At 67.9% G+C, this 17,038-nt stretch carries 15 protein-coding genes and 1 pseudogene; 12 read left to right on the forward strand and 4 right to left on the reverse strand.

The window, feature by feature from the left end:
• Nucleotides 1-368 precede the first annotated feature (368 nt).
• The 7 genes from ACN28I_RS01095 (at nt 369) to ACN28I_RS01125 (ending at nt 8,131) form a co-directional block, all read left to right on the forward strand.
• Nucleotides 369-2,894 carry a glycosyltransferase gene (locus ACN28I_RS01095; RefSeq protein WP_420940327.1) on the forward strand — a complete coding sequence of 842 codons (2,526 nt, stop codon included), beginning with the start codon at nt 369-371 and terminating at the stop codon, nt 2,892-2,894.
• A 1-nt stretch (nt 2,895) separates the two neighbouring features.
• The gene (locus tag ACN28I_RS01100) at nt 2,896-3,888 is read left to right on the forward strand and encodes a GDP-mannose 4,6-dehydratase (RefSeq protein ID WP_420940328.1); all 993 of its coding nucleotides are present in this window, start codon (nt 2,896-2,898) and stop codon (nt 3,886-3,888) included.
• 9 nt (nt 3,889-3,897) lie between these two features.
• A complete protein-coding gene (locus tag ACN28I_RS01105) occupies nt 3,898-4,614 on the forward strand; it encodes a sugar phosphate nucleotidyltransferase (protein ID WP_420940329.1) in 717 nt (238 codons plus the stop codon).
• On the forward strand, nt 4,607-5,515 hold the full coding sequence (locus tag ACN28I_RS01110) for an NAD-dependent epimerase/dehydratase family protein (protein WP_420940330.1): 909 nt from the start codon (nt 4,607-4,609) through the stop codon (nt 5,513-5,515). The genes ACN28I_RS01105 and ACN28I_RS01110 overlap by 8 nt, the downstream gene beginning before the upstream one ends.
• Nucleotides 5,516-5,522: 7 nt before the next feature.
• Nucleotides 5,523-6,404 (forward strand): glucose-1-phosphate thymidylyltransferase RfbA, encoded by an 882-nt coding sequence (rfbA, locus tag ACN28I_RS01115; protein WP_420940331.1) that lies wholly within the window; start codon nt 5,523-5,525, stop codon nt 6,402-6,404.
• Nucleotides 6,401-6,952, forward strand: coding sequence for a dTDP-4-dehydrorhamnose 3,5-epimerase (rfbC, locus tag ACN28I_RS01120; RefSeq protein ID WP_420940332.1), 552 nt, complete (start codon nt 6,401-6,403; stop codon nt 6,950-6,952). Before rfbA ends, rfbC begins: the two co-directional genes overlap by 4 nt.
• Nucleotides 6,953-7,096: 144 nt before the next feature.
• Complete coding sequence (locus tag ACN28I_RS01125; protein WP_420940333.1) at nt 7,097-8,131, forward strand: YihY/virulence factor BrkB family protein; 1,035 nt, start codon at nt 7,097-7,099, stop codon at nt 8,129-8,131.
• Between the two features lie 12 nt (nt 8,132-8,143).
• On the opposite strand, the gene ACN28I_RS01130 is transcribed toward ACN28I_RS01125, so the two are convergent.
• The 4 genes from ACN28I_RS01130 to ACN28I_RS01145 form a co-directional block, all read right to left on the reverse strand.
• A complete protein-coding gene (locus tag ACN28I_RS01130) occupies nt 8,144-9,742 on the reverse strand; it encodes an ABC-F family ATP-binding cassette domain-containing protein (RefSeq protein ID WP_420940334.1) in 1,599 nt (532 codons plus the stop codon).
• A 217-nt stretch (nt 9,743-9,959) separates the two neighbouring features.
• Nucleotides 9,960-10,391 carry a hypothetical protein gene (locus tag ACN28I_RS01135; protein ID WP_420940335.1) on the reverse strand — a complete coding sequence of 144 codons (432 nt, stop codon included), beginning with the start codon at nt 10,389-10,391 and terminating at the stop codon, nt 9,960-9,962.
• A gap of 77 nt (nt 10,392-10,468) precedes the next feature.
• Nucleotides 10,469-10,885: a hypothetical protein gene (locus tag ACN28I_RS01140; RefSeq protein ID WP_420940336.1), complete on the reverse strand. Its 417-nt coding sequence runs from the start codon at nt 10,883-10,885 to the stop codon at nt 10,469-10,471.
• Nucleotides 10,886-10,902: 17 nt separating this feature from the next.
• Nucleotides 10,903-11,238 (reverse strand): HNH endonuclease, encoded by a 336-nt coding sequence (locus tag ACN28I_RS01145; RefSeq protein WP_420940337.1) that lies wholly within the window; start codon nt 11,236-11,238, stop codon nt 10,903-10,905.
• Nucleotides 11,239-12,089: 851 nt separating this feature from the next.
• Between ACN28I_RS01145 and ACN28I_RS01150 the strand changes: the two genes are divergently transcribed.
• The 5 genes and pseudogenes from ACN28I_RS01150 to tgt all read left to right on the forward strand — a co-directional run bounded on the left by ACN28I_RS01150 (nt 12,090) and on the right by tgt (nt 17,034).
• Nucleotides 12,090-13,604: an alkaline phosphatase D family protein gene (locus ACN28I_RS01150; RefSeq protein ID WP_420940338.1), complete on the forward strand. Its 1,515-nt coding sequence runs from the start codon at nt 12,090-12,092 to the stop codon at nt 13,602-13,604.
• A 44-nt stretch (nt 13,605-13,648) separates the two neighbouring features.
• Nucleotides 13,649-14,476 (forward strand): ion transporter, encoded by an 828-nt coding sequence (locus tag ACN28I_RS01155; RefSeq protein WP_420940339.1) that lies wholly within the window; start codon nt 13,649-13,651, stop codon nt 14,474-14,476.
• Between the two features lie 85 nt (nt 14,477-14,561).
• Nucleotides 14,562-15,335 (forward strand): annotated as a pseudogene (locus tag ACN28I_RS01160) (LLM class flavin-dependent oxidoreductase); the annotation flags it as partial.
• A 22-nt stretch (nt 15,336-15,357) separates the two neighbouring features.
• Nucleotides 15,358-15,732 carry a hypothetical protein gene (locus ACN28I_RS01165; RefSeq protein WP_420948866.1) on the forward strand — a complete coding sequence of 125 codons (375 nt, stop codon included), beginning with the start codon at nt 15,358-15,360 and terminating at the stop codon, nt 15,730-15,732.
• A gap of 123 nt (nt 15,733-15,855) precedes the next feature.
• Nucleotides 15,856-17,034: a tRNA guanosine(34) transglycosylase Tgt gene (gene tgt, locus ACN28I_RS01170; protein ID WP_420940340.1), complete on the forward strand. Its 1,179-nt coding sequence runs from the start codon at nt 15,856-15,858 to the stop codon at nt 17,032-17,034.
• Nucleotides 17,035-17,038 lie beyond the last annotated feature (4 nt).

Raw genomic sequence — 17,038 nt, forward strand, 5'->3', positions numbered from 1 at the left:
CGTCATCCATGAGTCCGCTCGTGGGGTCAAGGAAGGGGCGCCCTGCTTGCCCTGGCCGGGAGGTCCAATGAATCCAGCGGTTTGTGAGCGGTACGGAAGGGCTCGCCAGGCGGTCTCGAGGCCTCGACACAGGGGCGCCGAGCAGCCCGCCTGCCGGGGTGGCCTGCCTTGACACTCCAGCACCAATCCCGTAACACACGCGCGGCCAGCCGGGTCGGAGGCGTTGGGCCGCGTCGGGACATGGAGGTGGGGCCGGCTCTCCCGCGGCAGCGCTCGGCGATGGCCTGGATCCTCTTCGTCCAAGCACTACTCGCCAGCCCCTCGCACCCAGGTGAGGGCGGGTGTGCCACCGGTGAGTGAGAACGGTCATGAATCGCCAGGGAAGCAAGCAATCGCTGGACGCCACGGTTGTGCAGGGAGAGCGCTCTCCCTCATCTGAGCAGCCGTCAGATGCGCCGCTGGGTGATGTGCTGCCCCTGCGCCAGGCAGTCGTTCCCAAACCCAAGAAGGCGGGCAAGCGTCAGCGCTCCTCGCGCAAGGCGGAGGACGCCGCGCGGATGAAGGAGCGCCTGCAGGAGCTGGAGCGCAAGCTGCAACAGCTCCAGGCCACCAATCAGCAGCTCCAGTCCCAGCTCAACGAGCGTGAGGAGCAGGTGCGCGGCTACAAGACGCACCGCGCCTTCGAGTTCGCGCAGGAACTGGTGGACATGAAGGACGAGCCCACGCGCGTCTGGCGGCTGCCGTTGGCCATGGCGCGGCTGGTGCTGCCCAAGCCTGCCCGGGCGTGGCTCGGCCAGACGGTGCTGCGGCCCGCGCGGCGGGTGGGCGAGTACGTCCTGGAGTTCGCCCTGGAGCAGCCGATCCGGCGCATGCCGGATCCCGAGCCGCTGGTGACCGAGGTCACCGGGCTCTACCGCAAGGTGGAGCAGGGCGTGCTCGGCAAGAGGTCCGGACTCGAGCGCTGGCCGGAGGACAGGCCGCTCGTGTCGGTCATCATCCCTTGCTTCAACTACGGGAGCTTCCTGCCGGACGCGCTGGTGAGCCTCGACAAGCAGACGCTGCAGGACTTCGAGATCATCCTCGTGGAGGGCGGCTCCACCGACGGCACCACCACGGAGCAGGTGCGGGCGCTGCAGCATCCGAAGGTGCGCAAGATCTTCCAGCCCGAGCCCACGCGGGTGGGGGAGAACCGCCTCGCGGGGCTGCAGCAGGCGCGTGGCAAGTACATCACCTTCCTGGACGCGGACGACATGCTCGCCCCCACGTATCTGGAGAAGGCGGTGATGGCGCTCGAGCTGCTGGGCGTGGATGTGGTCTATCCCTCCGTGCAGCTCTTTGGCCGCGAGCAGCGGGTGTGGGAGACGGCGGACGAGTTCTCGCTGGCCAACCTGAGCAGGACGAACACGGTGTCCACCGTGGCGATGTTCCGCTACGAGACGTGGAAGTCGCTCGGCATCGGGTATGGCAGCAACAAGGACGGTTCCATCGAGGACTGGGACTTCTGGCTGCGCTTCGCCGAGCGCGGCGTGCGGGGATACAAGATCCGCGAGCCGCTGATGCTCTACCGCATCCACGGCAACAGCCTGTCGGACGCGATCCGGCCGGGGCTGGAGCAGGCCTACCGCAAGACGCTGGCCAAGCACCGGCGCTACCTGGGGCACCTGCGCGTGGCGCGCATCTCGCGCGAGCAGACCCAGCCGCTCAAGGAGACGGTGCCGTCGCGGGACTTGTCGCGCAGCCCGCTGCCGGCGCCCAAGCCGCTGCGCATCGCCCTGGCCCAGCCGTGGATGGTGATGGGCGGCTCCGACAGCCTCATGCTCCAGGTGTTCGCCACCTGCCAGCAGGAGGACGCGCGGCTCAGCGTCTACTCCACCATCGAGACGCCTCCCAGCATGGGCAGCTCGGCGGGGGCCTTCCAGCGCCTCACCGATGACGTCTTCGAGCTGTCCAAGGAGCTGCCCGAGTTCGCCCACGACGAGGCCATCCTCCACCTGCTGCGGACGCGGCAGGTGAACGTGCTGATGCTCGTCGGCTCGGCGCGCACCTACGCGCTGCTGCCCCGCATCCGCCGGGAGCTGCCGCACGTCCGGGTGGTGGATCACCTGTACAACACGGTGGGGCACCTGGCGAACAACCGCCGCCACGCGAGCGAGATCGACTTCCACATCGTCGCCAACGAGGAGGTGCGTGACGCGCTGCTCCGGGGCGGAGAGTCGCCCGAGCGCATCCGCATCATCTACCACGGCATCGACATGAAGCGTTTCTCGCAGGAGTCGGTGCCCTATCTGCCCGGAGGGCCGCCCCGGTTGGAGCTGGCGCCCGGTGAGCGGCTGGTCCTGTACTCGGGCCGCTTCTCCGAGGAGAAGGGCGTGCTGCGCTTCGTGGAGATCGCCCGCCGGATGAAGCGGGATGCGCGCGTGCGCTTCGCGATGACGGGTGACGGGCCGCAGCGGCCGGAGGTGGAGGAACTCATCCACCGGCACGGGCTGGCCGAGCGCGTGAAGCTGCTGGGCATCGTGGAGGATGCGCGGCCCTACCTGCGCCGGGCGGACGTGGTGGTCATCCCCTCGGACGTGGAGGGGCTGCCCCTGGTGTGCCTGGAGGCGTTGGCGTTGGGCACCCCGGTCGTGGCGTCGAAGGTGGGGGCGCTGCCCGAGGTCATCCAGTCCGGCCGCACGGGCTTCGTCGTGCCGCCCACGGACGTGGACGGCTTCGTGCGCGACATCCGCGGCGCGCTGAACCTGGACTCGCGGCGCACGCGCCTGGCGCGCACGTGCCGCGACAGCGTCGAGGAGCGCTTCTCCATCGAAACGGCGCGCCAGAAGTATTACGAAGTGTTCCGCCAGCTGGCGTCCCAAGGGGCGGCGAGCGGCATCGTGCAAGGGAGTGGATGACGTGAAAGTGCAGGGTGCGAAGGTTCTGGTGACGGGGGCGGGTGGCTTCATCGGCAGCCACCTGGTGGAGGCGCTGGTCGCGCGCGGAGCCGAGGTGACGGCCATGGTGCACTACGATGCCCGGCCGGATCTCTCCAACCTGGAGATGGCGAGCAGCCAGGTCCGCTCGAAGCTCAAGGTGATCTCCGGCAACATCGAGGATCCGTTCTTCGTGTCGTCGGCGGTGGCCGGGCAGGACATCGTCTTCCACCTGGCGGCGCTGATCGCCATTCCCTACTCGTACGTGGCGCCGGCCAGCTACGTGCGGACGAACGTGGAGGGCACGCTCAACGTCCTGGAGGCCGCGCGCACGCACAAGGTGGCGCGCGTGGTGCACACCTCCACGTCCGAGACGTACGGCACCGCGCTCTATACCCCCATCGACGAGAAGCACCCGCTGCAGGGCCAGTCTCCCTACTCGGCCTCGAAGATCGGCGCGGACAAGCTGGCGGAGAGCTACTACCTGAGCTTCGGGCTGCCGGTGGCCACCATCCGCCCCTTCAACACCTTTGGTCCGCGGCAGTCGGCGCGCGCCGTCATCCCCACCATCATCAGCCAGGCCCTGTCCTCCTCGCCGGTGGTGAAGCTCGGCTCCCTCTCTCCGCTGCGTGATTTGAACTACGTGGCGGACACCGTGGAGGGCTTCATCTCCGTGGCCGAGAGCGAGCAGGCGCTGGGCGAGGTCATCAACGTGGGCTCCGGCAAGGCCATCAGCATTGGCGATCTGGCCACGCTGATCCTCCGGCTGGCGGGCGTGAACAAGGAGATCGTCTGCGAGACCGAGCGCACCCGCCCCGAGAAGAGCGAGGTGATGACGCTGCTGGCGGATGCCCGCAAGGCCGAGGCGCTCACCGGGTGGAAGCCCCGGGTGGGGCTCGAGCAGGGCCTGCTCGAGACGATCGCCTTCATCCGCAACCACGCCGACCGCTTCCGGTCGGACGTCTACAACCGGTAGGACACCACCTTGCAAGCCATCATTCTCGCCGGCGGCAAGGGCACGCGCCTGCGGCCCTACACCACCAGTTTTCCCAAGCCCCTGATGCCCATCGATGATCTCCCCATCCTGGAGATCGTCGTGCGGCAACTGGCGCGTGCGGGGTTCGATCGGCTCATCGTCACCACCGGCCACCTGGCCGAGCTCATCCGCGTCTTCTGCGGCGATGGGGGCAAGTGGGGCGTGCGCATCGAGTACTCCCACGAGGAGGAGCCCCTGGGGACGGCCGGGCCGCTGTCGCTGGTCCAGGATCGGCTCGATGAGAACTTCCTGGTGATGAACGGTGACCTGCTCACCACCATGGACTACCGCAAGGCCTTCGAGACGCACGTGGCCAGCAAGGCCATGGCCACCATCAGCCTCTACCAGCGCGACGTGAAGATCGACTTCGGCGTGGTGGAGGAGGAGCCGGCCGGGCAGCTCGGCCGCTACATCGAGAAGCCGACGCTCTCGTACAACGTGAGCATGGGCATCAACTTCTTCAATCGGGGCGCGCTGCGCTACATGGAGCCCGGCAAGCGGCTGGACATCCCCGATCTGATGATGCGCCTGAAGCAGGCCGGTGAGCGCGTGGCCTGTGCCCGCCAGGACTGCTACTGGCTCGACATCGGCCGCACGGACGACTACGCGGTCGCCACGGATGAGTTCCAGAAGCGCCGGGAGCAGTTCCTCCCCCGCCATGGCTGAGTCCGTCTTCATCACGGGGAGCGCCGGCTTCGTCGGGCGGGCGCTCGCCGCGCGGGTGCGTGCCGAGGGGCGCCAGTGCCTGGGCGTGGGTCGCACGCCCCGGGAGGAGCCGGGCTACCACGCCATCGATCTCGCCGAGGACGCGGGCGGCCTGACGGAGCTGCTCACCCGCGAGCGGCCGTCGCTCATCTACCACCTGGCCGGTGGTCCCGGGGGTGGGGCGCGGGGCGTCTTCGCCTCCAATACCGCCACCACGATCCACCTCTTCCAGGCCGTGCAGGCCGTGCCGGGCTACCAGCCTCGCGTCCTCGTGGCGGGCTCCGCCGCGGAGTACGGAGACCTGGGCACCGAGCCCATCTCCGAGGACGCCCGCGAGCGCCCGGTGGGGGAGTACGGCGTGGCCAAGCTCGCCAGCACGCGGCTGGCGCTCCTGGCCCGCCGCCGCGGGCTGCGCGTGGGGGTGGTGCGCTTCTTCAACATCATCGGTCCCGGCATGCCCGGCGCCCTGGCGCCCGCCCGCTTCGCCCGCGAGTCCCTCGCCCTGGCCGCCGCGGGCGGTGGGTGCCTCACCGTGGGGGACCTGACGCCCGTCCGGGACTATGTGGACGTCGCGGACGTGGTGGACGCCCTCTGGACGCTGGGGCAGCGCGAGCCGGAAGAGGAAATCCTCAACCTCTGCTCCGGCCAGCCCGTGCGGATGGGGTCGCTCCTGGAGGAGATCCTCCGGCAGGTGGGCGGGCGTGTGGAGGTCCGTACCGCGGAGCAGCTCCTGCGCGGCCCCGGTGACGTGCCCGTGAGCCTGGGCGACACCCGGCGCCTGGAGCGCGTGCTGGGACGGCGCATCCCTTTCGATCTCTCGTACTCGGTCGCACGATTGCTGGAAAGCCTGCGGGCTCGGTGAGGAGAACATGAAAGGAATCGTGCTGGCGGGTGGCTCGGGAACGCGGCTGTATCCGCTCACGCGCGTGGTCAGCAAGCAGTTGCTGCCCGTGTATGACAAGCCGATGATCTACTACCCGCTCACCACGCTGATGCTGGCGGGCATCCGGGACATCCTGATCATCTCCACGCCCACGGATCTGCCGCGCTTCGAGGAGCTGCTCGGCAGCGGAGAGCAGTGGGGCGTGAACTTCCAGTACGCCGTGCAGCCCAGCCCGGATGGGCTCGCCCAGGCCTTCATCATCGGCCGCGAGTTCGTGGGCAACGACAACGTGTCGCTCATCCTCGGCGACAACATCTTCTACGGCCACGGTCTGAGCGAGCTGGTGCAGAAGGCGGCGGCGCGCGAGTCGGGCGCCACCGTGTTCGGCTACTACGTGAAGGATCCCGAGCGCTACGGCGTGGTGGAGCTGGACGCGGACAACCGCGCGCTGAGCCTCGAGGAGAAGCCGGCCAGGCCCAAGTCCAACTACGCGGTGACGGGCCTGTACTTCTACGACAACCAGGTGCTGGACATCGCGAAGCACCTCACGCCCTCCAAGCGCGGCGAGCTGGAGATCACCGACGTCAACATCGCCTACCTGCGCCAGCAGCAGCTCCAGGTGGAGCTGATGGGCCGCGGCTACGCGTGGCTGGACACCGGCACCCACGAGTCGCTGATGGAGGCCTCCAACTTCATCCAGATCATCGAGCACCGCCAGGGCCTCAAGGTGGCATGCCCCGAGGAGATCGCCTACCGCATGGGCTACATCACCGCGGCCCAGGTGGCGGAGCAGGCGCACCCCATGCGCAAGAACGAGTACGGGCGCTACCTGCTGGATCTCATCGAGAACCGGGGAGCCCGGACGTGAACGTCCTGAAGACGGAGCTGCCCGGCGTCCTCCTCCTCGAGCCCAAGCGCTTCGGTGACGATCGCGGCTTCTTCATGGAGATGTTCCATGCGAAGCGCTACGCGGACGCTGGCATCCCCGGGCCCTTCGTGCAGGACAACTTCTCGCGCTCGGCCAAGGGCATCCTCCGCGGGCTGCACTTCCAGGAGCCCCACGCGCAGGGGAAGCTGGTGCAGGTGCTGGCGGGCGCCGTCTATGACGTGGTGGTGGACGTGCGCCGTGGCTCGCCCACCTTCGGCAGGTTCGTGGGCCTGGAGCTGAGCGTGGACAACCGGCGCCAGCTCTGGGTGCCCGCGGGCTTCGCGCACGGCTTCTGCGTCCTCTCCGAGAGCGCGGACTTCCACTACAAGTGCACGGACGTCTACATGCCCGCCTCCGAGCGCGGCATCGCGTGGAACGACCCGGACCTGGGCATCCCCTGGCCGGTGACGTCGCCGCTGCTGTCGCCCAAGGACTCGGCCGCGCCGCGCCTGAAGGACGCGCCGGTGCTGCCCGTCTACGCGGGCTGAGCCCTCGCTGAGCCCTCCGTCCGGGTGCCGCCTGCTCCGGCTGCTCCCAGAGGAGGCGGGCAGGCTCGTTTCCGTGTCCCGGAGAACGGGTGGGGCAGGCGGGCGGAATGCGCATCCTTGGCGTGTCACCTAGGAGGAGGCGCGATGGTGCTCCCGGGCAAGGGAATGAGTTGGAAGGAGTTCTTCACCGAGCTGAAGAACGAGTACAAGGCCGACAAGATAGGCAACGTGGCCGGCGCGGTGACGTACTTCGCCGTATTGGCGCTGTTCCCGTTCCTGCTATTCCTGGTGGCGCTCGCCAGCCTCTTCATCGATCCCGCGCAGGCCCAGGTGCTCATCCAGGAGCTGGGCCGGGTGGCACCCGAGGCGGTGACGGAGATCGTCGGCCAGCGCCTGAAGGACCTGGCGGCGGGCAACAACGTGGGCCTGCTGACGGTCGGTGCATTGGGCGCGGTGTGGGCCGCCTCGGGCGGGGTGGTGGCGCTGATGGACGCGCTCAACACCGTCTACGACGTGGAGGAGTCCCGGCCCTTCTGGAAGGTGCGCGGCACCGCCATCCTGGTGACGCTGGGGGGCGCGATGCTCTCCATCCTCGCCTCGCTGGCCATGGTGGCCACGCCGGCCGTCGCGAAGTTCCTCGGGGAGCCGCTCGGCACCGTCGTCATGTGGCTGCGCCTGCCCTTCGCCGGCGTGCTGATGATGCTGGTCTGGGCGCTCACCTACTACCTGCTGCCGGACGTGAAGCAGAAGTTCCGGTTCATCACGCCCGGCTCGGTGGTGGGCGTCATCATCTGGTTGGTCGCGTCCTGGGGCTTCTCGATGTACGTGCGCAACTTCGGCAGCTACGACGCGAACTACGGCGCGCTCGGCGGCGTCATCGTGATGCTGCTGTGGATGTGGATCTCCGCGCAGGTCATCCTGATTGGCGCGGAGGTCAACGCCATCCTCGAGCACAAGTCGCCCGAGGGGAAGTCGCCGGGGCAGAAGCGGCCGGGCCAGGGCGGCCCTCCCATGACGAAGGGGCAGAAGCGGGAGCAGGATCAGAAGGACATGGAGGATCGCCTGCGTCCCACGCTGCCGCCGCGGCCCGAGCCGGCCCGGATGACGCCGCTGGGGGCGGCGACCACCTGGGCCACGGGCTTCGGGCTGGGCCTGTTCCTCTTGCGCCGCAACCGTTAGGCGGCGCCTGGGCTAGCGACGCTGGGCGGCGTGGACGGGGTGCTTCTCGAGGAACTCGGCGAAGGTGCCGTTGAAGTCGTTCACCGGCTTGCCCTCCTCCAGGCTCCAGATGCGGGTGGCCACCTCGGAGATGAGCTCCTGGTCGTGCGTCACGATGATGGCGGTGCCCTCGTACTTCTGGAGGCCGTCGGCCAGCGCGCTGATGGACTCCAGGTCCAGGTGGTTGGTGGGCTCGTCGAACACCAGCACGTTGTCCTGGTTGAGCATCAGCTTGCAGAGCAGCAGGCGCACCGTCTCACCACCGGACAGGGTGTCCGTGGGCTTCATCCGCTCGTCGCCCGCGAAGAGCATGCGGCCGAGCACCCCGGAGATCTCCTCGTTGGTGAGCTTGGTGTTGATGTCGCGCAGCCACTCGAAGGCCGTGGTGCCCTTGCGGATGGTGCCGTGGTGGTCCTGCGGCAGGTAGCCCATGGAGGCCTGGTGGCCCCAGACGATCTTCCCGCTGTCCGACTCGGTCTGCCCGGCGAGCATCTTCACCAGGGTGGACTTGCCCACGCCGTTGCGGCCGATGACGCAGATCTTCTCGCCCTTGCACACCAGGCCGCTGAAGGGGCGGATGACCTTCTGGCCGTCGTAGGTCTTGGAGATGCCCTCGAACTGGAGCGTCTGCTTGCCGCTGACCTGCTTCACGTCGAAGCGGATGAAGGGCCGCGCGATGTTCGAGCGCTTGAGATCGTCCGACTTCAGCTTGTCGATCTGCTTGATGCGGCTCTGCACCTGGGAGGCGCGCGTACCGGCGTGGAAGCGGGCGACGAAGTCCTGGAGCTGGGCGATCTTCTTCTTCTTCTCGGAGGTCTCGGACTCGACCCGGCTGCGCACCTGGGCCTTCTGCCTCACCATGTCATCGTAGCCACCGTTGTACTGGATGATGGTCTCGTAATCGATGTCCGCGATGTGCGTGCAGATGGTGTTGAGGAAGTGCCGGTCGTGGCTGATGGTGATGAGCACGCCCTCGAAGGCCATGAGGAACGTCTCCAGCCAGCGGATGGAGTCGATGTCCAGGTTGTTGGTGGGCTCGTCGAGCAGCAGGCCCTGGGGCTTGCCGAAGAGCGCCTGGGCGAGCAGCACGCGCAGCTTGAGGCCGCCGGTGAGCTGTTTCATGGGCCCCTCGTGCGTGGACGAGGGGATGCCGAGGCCCTCGAGCAGCGAGGACGCCTCGGACTCGGCGCTGTAGCCGTCCTCCTCGGCGATGACCATCTCCAGCTCGCCCAGGCGGTTGCCGTCCTCCTCGCTGATGTCGGACTTGGCGAGGATGGTGTCCTTCTCCTTCATGACGTCCCAGAGGGCCTTGTTGCCCATGAGAACGACGTCGAGGACGCGCTCATCCTCGTAGCGGAAGTGGTCCTGGCGGAGGATGCCCAGCTTCTTGGGCCGGGAGATGGTCCCCAGGTCCGCTTCCTCGTCTCCGGCGAGGATCTTCATGAACGTGGACTTGCCCGCCCCGTTGGGGCCGGTGAGGCCGTAGCGGCGGCCGGGCGAGAAGGCGACGTTGACCTCCTCGAAGAGCTTCTTGGGCCCGTAGGCCTTGGAGACGTTGATGATGGTGAACATGGGGGGCGCTTTCTAGCGGAAGGGGTAGGCGGCCGAAAGGCGCGCGACACGTTGAAATCGCCGGGACCGGCGGTGAAGACCCCTTGTAACCCCTCTTGGTGGGCTTTCTATGCCGTTGGAGGGGCGGGGACCGGGGCCTGGGCAGCGTCGATGTAGGATAACGGCCGGGCCCCTGGAGGCTCGCCTGGGGAGCGGGGAGCAGGGGAACCGAGCGGGCCTAACTCCGGGGTTCAGGGGAGATGAGATCCGTCCCGTTGACGAAGACCCTTGCGTTCAGGCGGCGCGCCAGCTCCATCGCGGCCTTCAGGAAGACCTCCTCGGAGAGGACCTCGGAGGTTCCCACGACGCCGACCAACCACCTGGTTCCCCCCACGAAGTGAATCAGGTCCTTCCTGGTGGATTTAGGAAGGTCCTCACGTCGCCAGAAGTAACCGCTGGTACCCAGGATGAGCCTGCTGAACTGATCCAGCGGTCCGGTGTACTCCAGGGAATTGAAGGTGAGCGTTCCCTGGGTACTCTTGAAGCTCGCGGAAGTCCACTGCGCAGGTTCGCCCTCCCAGTGCATCAACCATCCCGGAAGGACATCCCGCACGGACTGGATGGCCTGATGATCAACGGCCGGGCTGTAGATGGTGCACCGCACGTCCATTCCTCTCTTTCCTGAATGCCCGTTGGAGAGTTCCCGGCCTCCAGGTGACAGGGCGCCGTCCTGGAGCGTTCCTGGACTCAAGGCTTGGGGGAGACGAGCTCCATGCCGTTGAAGACCCTTCCGTTCAGACGGCGCGCCAGTTCCAGCGCAGCCTTCAGCAAAACGTCTTCGGAGAGGACCTCGGAAGTACCCACGACGCCGATCAGCCATTTGGTGTTCGCCACGAAATCCAGCAAATCCTCCATGACCGATTCGGGAAGATCCTGACGTTTCCAGAAGTGGCTGCTGGTACCGAGGATGATCTTACTGAATGGATCCATCGGTCCGGTGTACTCCAGGGAATTGAAGGTGAGCGTTCCCTGGGCACTCTTGAAGCTCATGGAACTCCACCGCTCGGGTTCGCCCTCCCAGTGCAGCAACCACCCGGGAAGCACATCTCGCACGGACTCGATGGCCTGATGATCAACGACCGGGCTGTAGATGGTGCAACGCACGTTTCTTCCTCTCCCTATCAGGGACGCCCACCGGACGTTTCTCGCCCTCCAGAATGGCCCGTACTGGCATGTGTGTCACGATCCACAAGTTGAAGCGTCTTGCCGTCCTCATGGTGATGCCAGGTCAGCCCCGGAATGCGTGGCCAGCCCTTTTTGATGGCCTCGAGTTGTTCGGGAGAAAAGCTGGATTCCAGCATCGGCCTTCGTTCCATCCTCTCCCGAAGTTGGCGTGAGGCGTCCGCGAACTGGCGGGCATCGCTCACCTCGGGGCCGCGAAGTTCCTCGGGGATGATGATTTCCACGATGGGTTCGAAGGCCGGGTAGCCGTTTTCCTTGAAGAGAACCCCCGTCACCGGATGCCTCTGTCCCGCCAGGTGTTCGTTCTTGTGCGACCGGGCCCTTTCACATTCCGGGACGGGGCCGGGCGCATGGGCCGTGCCTGGGAGCAGGACGAGCGCGGCGACCCGGGCCCAGACGGGCATGGGGAGTGTGAGCGGCTGGGGCGCTGTGACGGGTGGCGACCGGAGGGGCGTGGTGCCCGGCGTTGGTGATTGGATGGGAGGCCGCGGCTGGGTGCTCGGCGCGACGCGGGGCGGAGACGAGGGCTCGCCCGGCGCATCCAGGCCCGGCGGTGGAGGGCCCGGCCGGAACACCGGCTTCGGCGCGGGGACATCCGCATGGCCGGATGGATGGGCCATGAGCCTCAGGGTCCCCTGCCGCATGGCCGCGAAACCGGTGGAGGGGCCTGACGGTGCCTGCTCCCCCTCCCGCGCCGCTCCGGCGTGCCACGCCTCGCCCCTGACGCTCGTTTCATCCAGGAACGCGGGCGTGAGCGGGCGGTCCTTGGAGTGGGAGATCAGGCCCCCCAGAGGTGGCCGCATGGGCCTCTGCGAGGCACAACCGGCGGGGAGCGAGCATCAACGCTGCCAGCACCACCACCCATGCCCCTGCGAGATGAAGACAGGGGCGCAGGCCCTGGTGGGATCGGCGCGGCCGGGTGCTGGATCGCGGAGGCATGTCTTACCTCTTCCCTGGAAGCGACAGGAGTTCGGGAACGTCACTCCTGGATTACAGGGGAGGTCTGACGGCCAGCTCTCGTTGATGTGCACCCGTTGGATGAGTGCGGCCCAGGCCCGGGGCGTGCCCGGCTGGCTGCCCGGTGGCCACCGTGCGCGCGAGGTCCGGGTCGTGGAATGATGGGGCTATGTCGAGGCCGCTGATCACCACCGTGGGCTGCTGCACCAGCACCACGGCTCGCATCGCCATCACCGCGAAGAATGGCCAATCCCACGCCCGGCTCGCCTTCCGCGCGGGGGAGGGCGCCTTCCAGGAGCGCACCCTGCGGCTGTGCCGGCCCGAGGGCTCCTCCTTCCTCCACGGCTCGTTCGAGCTCGAGGGGCTCGCCGCGTCCTCCACGGTCGAGTACGCGGTGGCCGTCTCGGTCTCGGAGGAGGGACTCCCCTCGCTCCAGGAGCTCGCGTGCGCGGGTGGGCTCTCCCGCTTCCGGCTGCTGCCTCCACCCGGCCAGCCCCTGCGCATCGGCCTGGTGAGCTGCAATGGCGGCCACACGGTGACCGAGCCCTCGCGGCGCCATGCCATGTGGAAGCGGCTGGGCGAGGTGGTCGCGGCGGGGGAGGTGGATCTGCTGATCCACCTGGGCGATCAGATCTACGCGGACCACATCCGCGAGGCGTGGCAGCGCTGCAACCTGGACGACTACCTGACGCCCCAGAACGAGGAGCTGATGCAGCGGCTGCGCGAGTCCTTCCGCGCCCTGTATTGCGAGACGTGGCAGCGGCCGGAGATCGCCGCGGTGCTCGGCTCGGTGCCCTCGATGATGATGTGGGACGACCACGACATCTTCGACGGGTGGGGCTCCCACGACGAGGTGAGCCCGGCGGACCGCGCCTTCTTCGAGGCCGCGCGGACGGCCTTCTCGGAGTTCCAGGCGCGCTTGAACCCTCCGGGTTTCAGCGACTCCTTTGGCTTCGGCTGGGTGAGCAACGGCCTCGGGGTGCTGGTGCTCGATGGGCGCTCGCACCGCAACTGGAAGGAACAGACCATCATCGGCCGCAAGCAGTGGGCCGAGACCGATGCGTGGCTGGAGGCCCAGTTGGGCGCGGGGCTCGAGCGGCTCTTCGTCGTCACGGGGGTGCCCCCGCTGCATGCGAAGGTGGCCGCGGCCAGCAAGATCCTGGAGCGGCTCGGGCTCACCTCGTTCCTCGGGGACGTGAGGGACTCGTGGATGGAGCCCCACAACGCCGAGGAGCTGCGCAAGCTGCTCAACCGGCTCTTCGATTTCCGCAAGCGCTCGCCCGGGACCGAGGTGACGTTGGTGGGCGGGGACGTGCACGTGGGCACCACGGCCCGGCTGCGCTCCCGGATGCCCTCCCACAAGCGCAACGACTCCGACCAGCCGGAGATCACCCAGGTGGTCTCCAGTGGCATCGGCTCCGAGCCTCCCAACGGCCTCATCCGCAAGGTGGTGGAGTTCGGCATCGGCTCGGATCCGGTGGACATGTACCAGGACCTCTTCTGCGGGAGGCTGCTGGAGCTGCCGGGCAATCCGGACGGGCGCCTGCTCTTCCGCAGGAACTTCGCCGTGCTGGACCTGGGCCCGACGGGGAAGGACGGGTGGGACCCCGACCGCAACCTGCGTGTCCGCTACTACGGAGAGGGCCTGGAGCGCCCCATCGAGCAGACCCTGCTGGCGCTCTGAACACGAAGCGCCCTCTCGGGTCACGCGTCGTCTACACTGGGGGCGTGCAGCGCCCCTCCGAGCAGAGTCCTCCCCCGGGAGTTCGCGCCAGACTCCATGAGATCATCTTCGAGTCGGACACCCCGGCGGGGAAGGCTTTCGACGTGGCACTGCTGTGGGCCATCGTCCTCAGCGTCCTCGCGGTGATGTTGGAGAGCGTGGCTCCCATCCGCGCGCGATACGGCGAGGTCATCCGCATATCGGAGTGGGTCTTCACCGTCCTCTTCTCGCTGGAATACGTGCTGCGGCTCTTCTCCGTGAGCCGCCCCCTGCGTTACTCGCTGAGCTTCTACGGCGTGGTGGACCTGATGGCGCTCCTGCCCAGCTACGTGAGCCTGCTGCTGCCCGGGGCCCAGTCGCTGCTGGTGGTCCGCGTGCTGCGCCTGTTGCGCGTCTTCCGCGTGCTCAAGCTGGTGAGCTTCCTCGGAGAGGCCGAGGTCCTCCTCACCGCCCTGCGCGCGAGCCGGCCGAAGATCATCGTCTTCCTCGGCGCGGTGCTGAGCACCGTCGTCATCATGGGCTCGGTGATGTACCTGGTGGAGGGCGAGGACAATGGCTTCGACAGCATCCCGCGCGGCATGTACTGGGCCATCGTCACCATGACGACGGTGGGCTTCGGGGACATCACCCCCAAGACGGTCCCCGGGCAGTTCATCGCGTCGGTGCTGATGATCATGGGCTACGGCGTCCTCGCGGTCCCCACGGGCATCGTGTCGGTGGAGCTCGCGGCGGCCTCCCGGCACATCATCAACCCCGAGGCCTGCCCCGGCTGTGGCGCCGAGGGCCATGACGTGGACGCGGTGCACTGCAAGTTCTGCGGCACCCGCCTCTGATCCATCGTCCGGGGTGCCGGGCGGTGGGCGTGTGTGGAATCCTGATGAGAGGGGAACGAACATGAGACTGGATGTTTTCTCGGAGATGCAGCACCCCAAGGAACTCTGGAGCGGTGCGGACCATGAGCACCGCCTGTTCCAGGAGACCCTGGAGCAGGCGAAGCTGGCCGACGAGATGGGGTACGGCGTGTGGTGGCAGGTCGAGCACCACGGCGGGGGCGAGTTCAGCTACAGCTCGGCGCCCGAGTGCATGCTGACGGCGATCGCCATGAGCACGAAGAACCTGCACGTCGGTCACTCGTCCGTGCTGGCTCCCTCGCGCTTCAACCACCCCATCCGCGTCGCCGAGCGCGCCGCCTTCATCGATCACCTGAGCGGGGGCCGCTTCCAGCTCGGCCTCGCCCGGAGCACCCTGCCCGAGTGGCGCACCTTCAACATCCACCCCGACTCCACCCGGGGGCAGATGCAGGAGGCCTTCGAGATGATCCCGAAGATGTGGACCCAGGAGTCCTTCTCCTGGGAGAGCCGCGACTTCCAGATCAAGAACCTCAATGTCGTCCCGAAGCCCTACCGCAAGCCGCACCCGCCGCTCTGGCAGGCGTGCTCCAGTCCGGCCTCGTTCGAGCAGGCCGGGCGCAACGGCGTGGGGGCCCTCGGCGTGACGCTGTGGGCCTCCCTGGAGGAGGTGGCGGAGATGATCCACATCTACCGCGAGGCCATCCGCAAGCACTGCAAGCCGGTCGGCGAGTACGTGAACGACCAGGTCGCCTTCTTCACCTTCGTCCACTGCGCGGACAGCGAGCGGGAGGCGATGGAGAACGGCGCGGCGAAGGCGGCGGCCTGGTACACCAACGGCTCCTTCACGTTCTTCGAGGCGAAGGATGCCTTCATCAAGACGGCCGCCGAGCTTCGAGGCGCTGGCGAAGGACCCGGCCGGCGGCGGGCTGACGGGCCAGTATCTGCGCAAGAAGGACCCGAACGCCCCGCACTCCCGGGCGCAACGCGTCATCGGCCGGATCATGCAGGGCGAGGCCGTCCCGGACCAGGAGCTCTGGGAGGTGCTGGGCGAGCAGGAGTCCCTGATCGTCGGCACGAAGGACCAGGTGCGCACGCGGCTCAAGCGCTACGAGGCGTTGGGCATCGACGCCCTCATGTCCTTCCACCAGGTGGGCCCCCTGCCGCACGAGAAGGTCATGAAGAGCCTCCGCCTCACGGGCGAGCTGATCCCCGAGTTCCGCGCCCCCAAGGCGCCCTGAGCCGGTGGACCCCCGCCTCCGGGCCCCAGGAGGGGGCGCCTGGATGCTTGGAGGCAGGGCCGGAGGGCGGTCGAGCAGATAGCGGGCATGTCTCGTGCCCGTCACGGGTATAAGGCGGCGCCAATGGCCGTCCGCTTCGAGCTCGTCACCACTGACCCCACGGGGGCCCGTGCCGGGGTGCTGCATACCCGGCGTGGCTCCATCCCCACCCCCGTCTTCATGCCGGTGGGCACCCACGCCTCCTTCCGCCACCTGGGCATGGAGGAGGTGAAGGCCGCCGGGGCGAAGATCATCCTGTCCAACACGTACCACCTGATGCTCAAGCCGGGCATCGAGGTGTTCAAGCGCTTCGGCGGCATCCACCCCTTCATGCAGTGGGATGGGGCGGTGCTCACCGACTCGGGCGGGTTCCAGATCTTCTCCCTCCCCGAGGACCGGCTCATCACCGAGAAGGGCGCGCACTTCCGCAGCTTCCACGACAACAGCCGCCAGCTCCTCAGCCCCGAGTCCAGCATCGCCATGCAGCAGGCGATCAACTCGGAGGTCATGATGGTGCTGGACGTGTGCATCGACTCGCGCACGGACGAGGCTGGCACGCGCGAGGCCATGGAGCGCACCCACCGCTGGGCCCTGCGCAGCCTCGCGGCCAAGAACCAGGTGGACACCGGCCAGGCCCTCTTCGCCATCGTCCAGGGCGGCGTCTACCCGAACCTGCGCGACGAGAGCGCCGCCTTCCTCACCCAGCACCCCTTCGACGGCTTCGCCATCGGCGGCCTCGCCGTGGGCGAGACGAACGAGGAGCGCAAGGCCATGACGGCCCGCGCCGCCGCCTCGCTGCCCCAGGACAAGCCCCGCTACCTCATGGGCGTGGGCACCCCCACGGACCTGCTCGAGGCCGTGCTGCGCGGCGTGGACATGTTCGACTGCATCATCCCCACGAAGATGGCGCAGCAGGGCTACGCCTATACCTTCCAGGGCCTCGTGCGGATTACCCGTCAGGTGTTCCGGCTGTCGGACGAGCCGTTGGACCCGACGTGCGACTGCTACGTTTGCAAGCGCTTCAGCCGCGGCTACCTGCAGCACCTCATGAGCGGCAAGCACCACATCGGCTCGCGCCTGCTGTCCGTGCACAACGTGCACCACTACCAGCAGCTCACCTGGAAGATGCGCGACGCCATCGTCCGGGGCTCCTACGCCCAGGCCTACCGCGAGCTGAAGCAGGCCGTGGCCACGCCCAAGGATCTCAAGGAGGCGAAGCTCGAGGCCGGCCCCGGCGCCGTCACCCTGAAGGAAGTGGGCTGAGCGC

The sequence above is a fragment of the Archangium gephyra genome, assembly GCF_049060025.1.
Lineage (GTDB): Bacteria > Myxococcota > Myxococcia > Myxococcales > Myxococcaceae > Archangium > Archangium gephyra_A.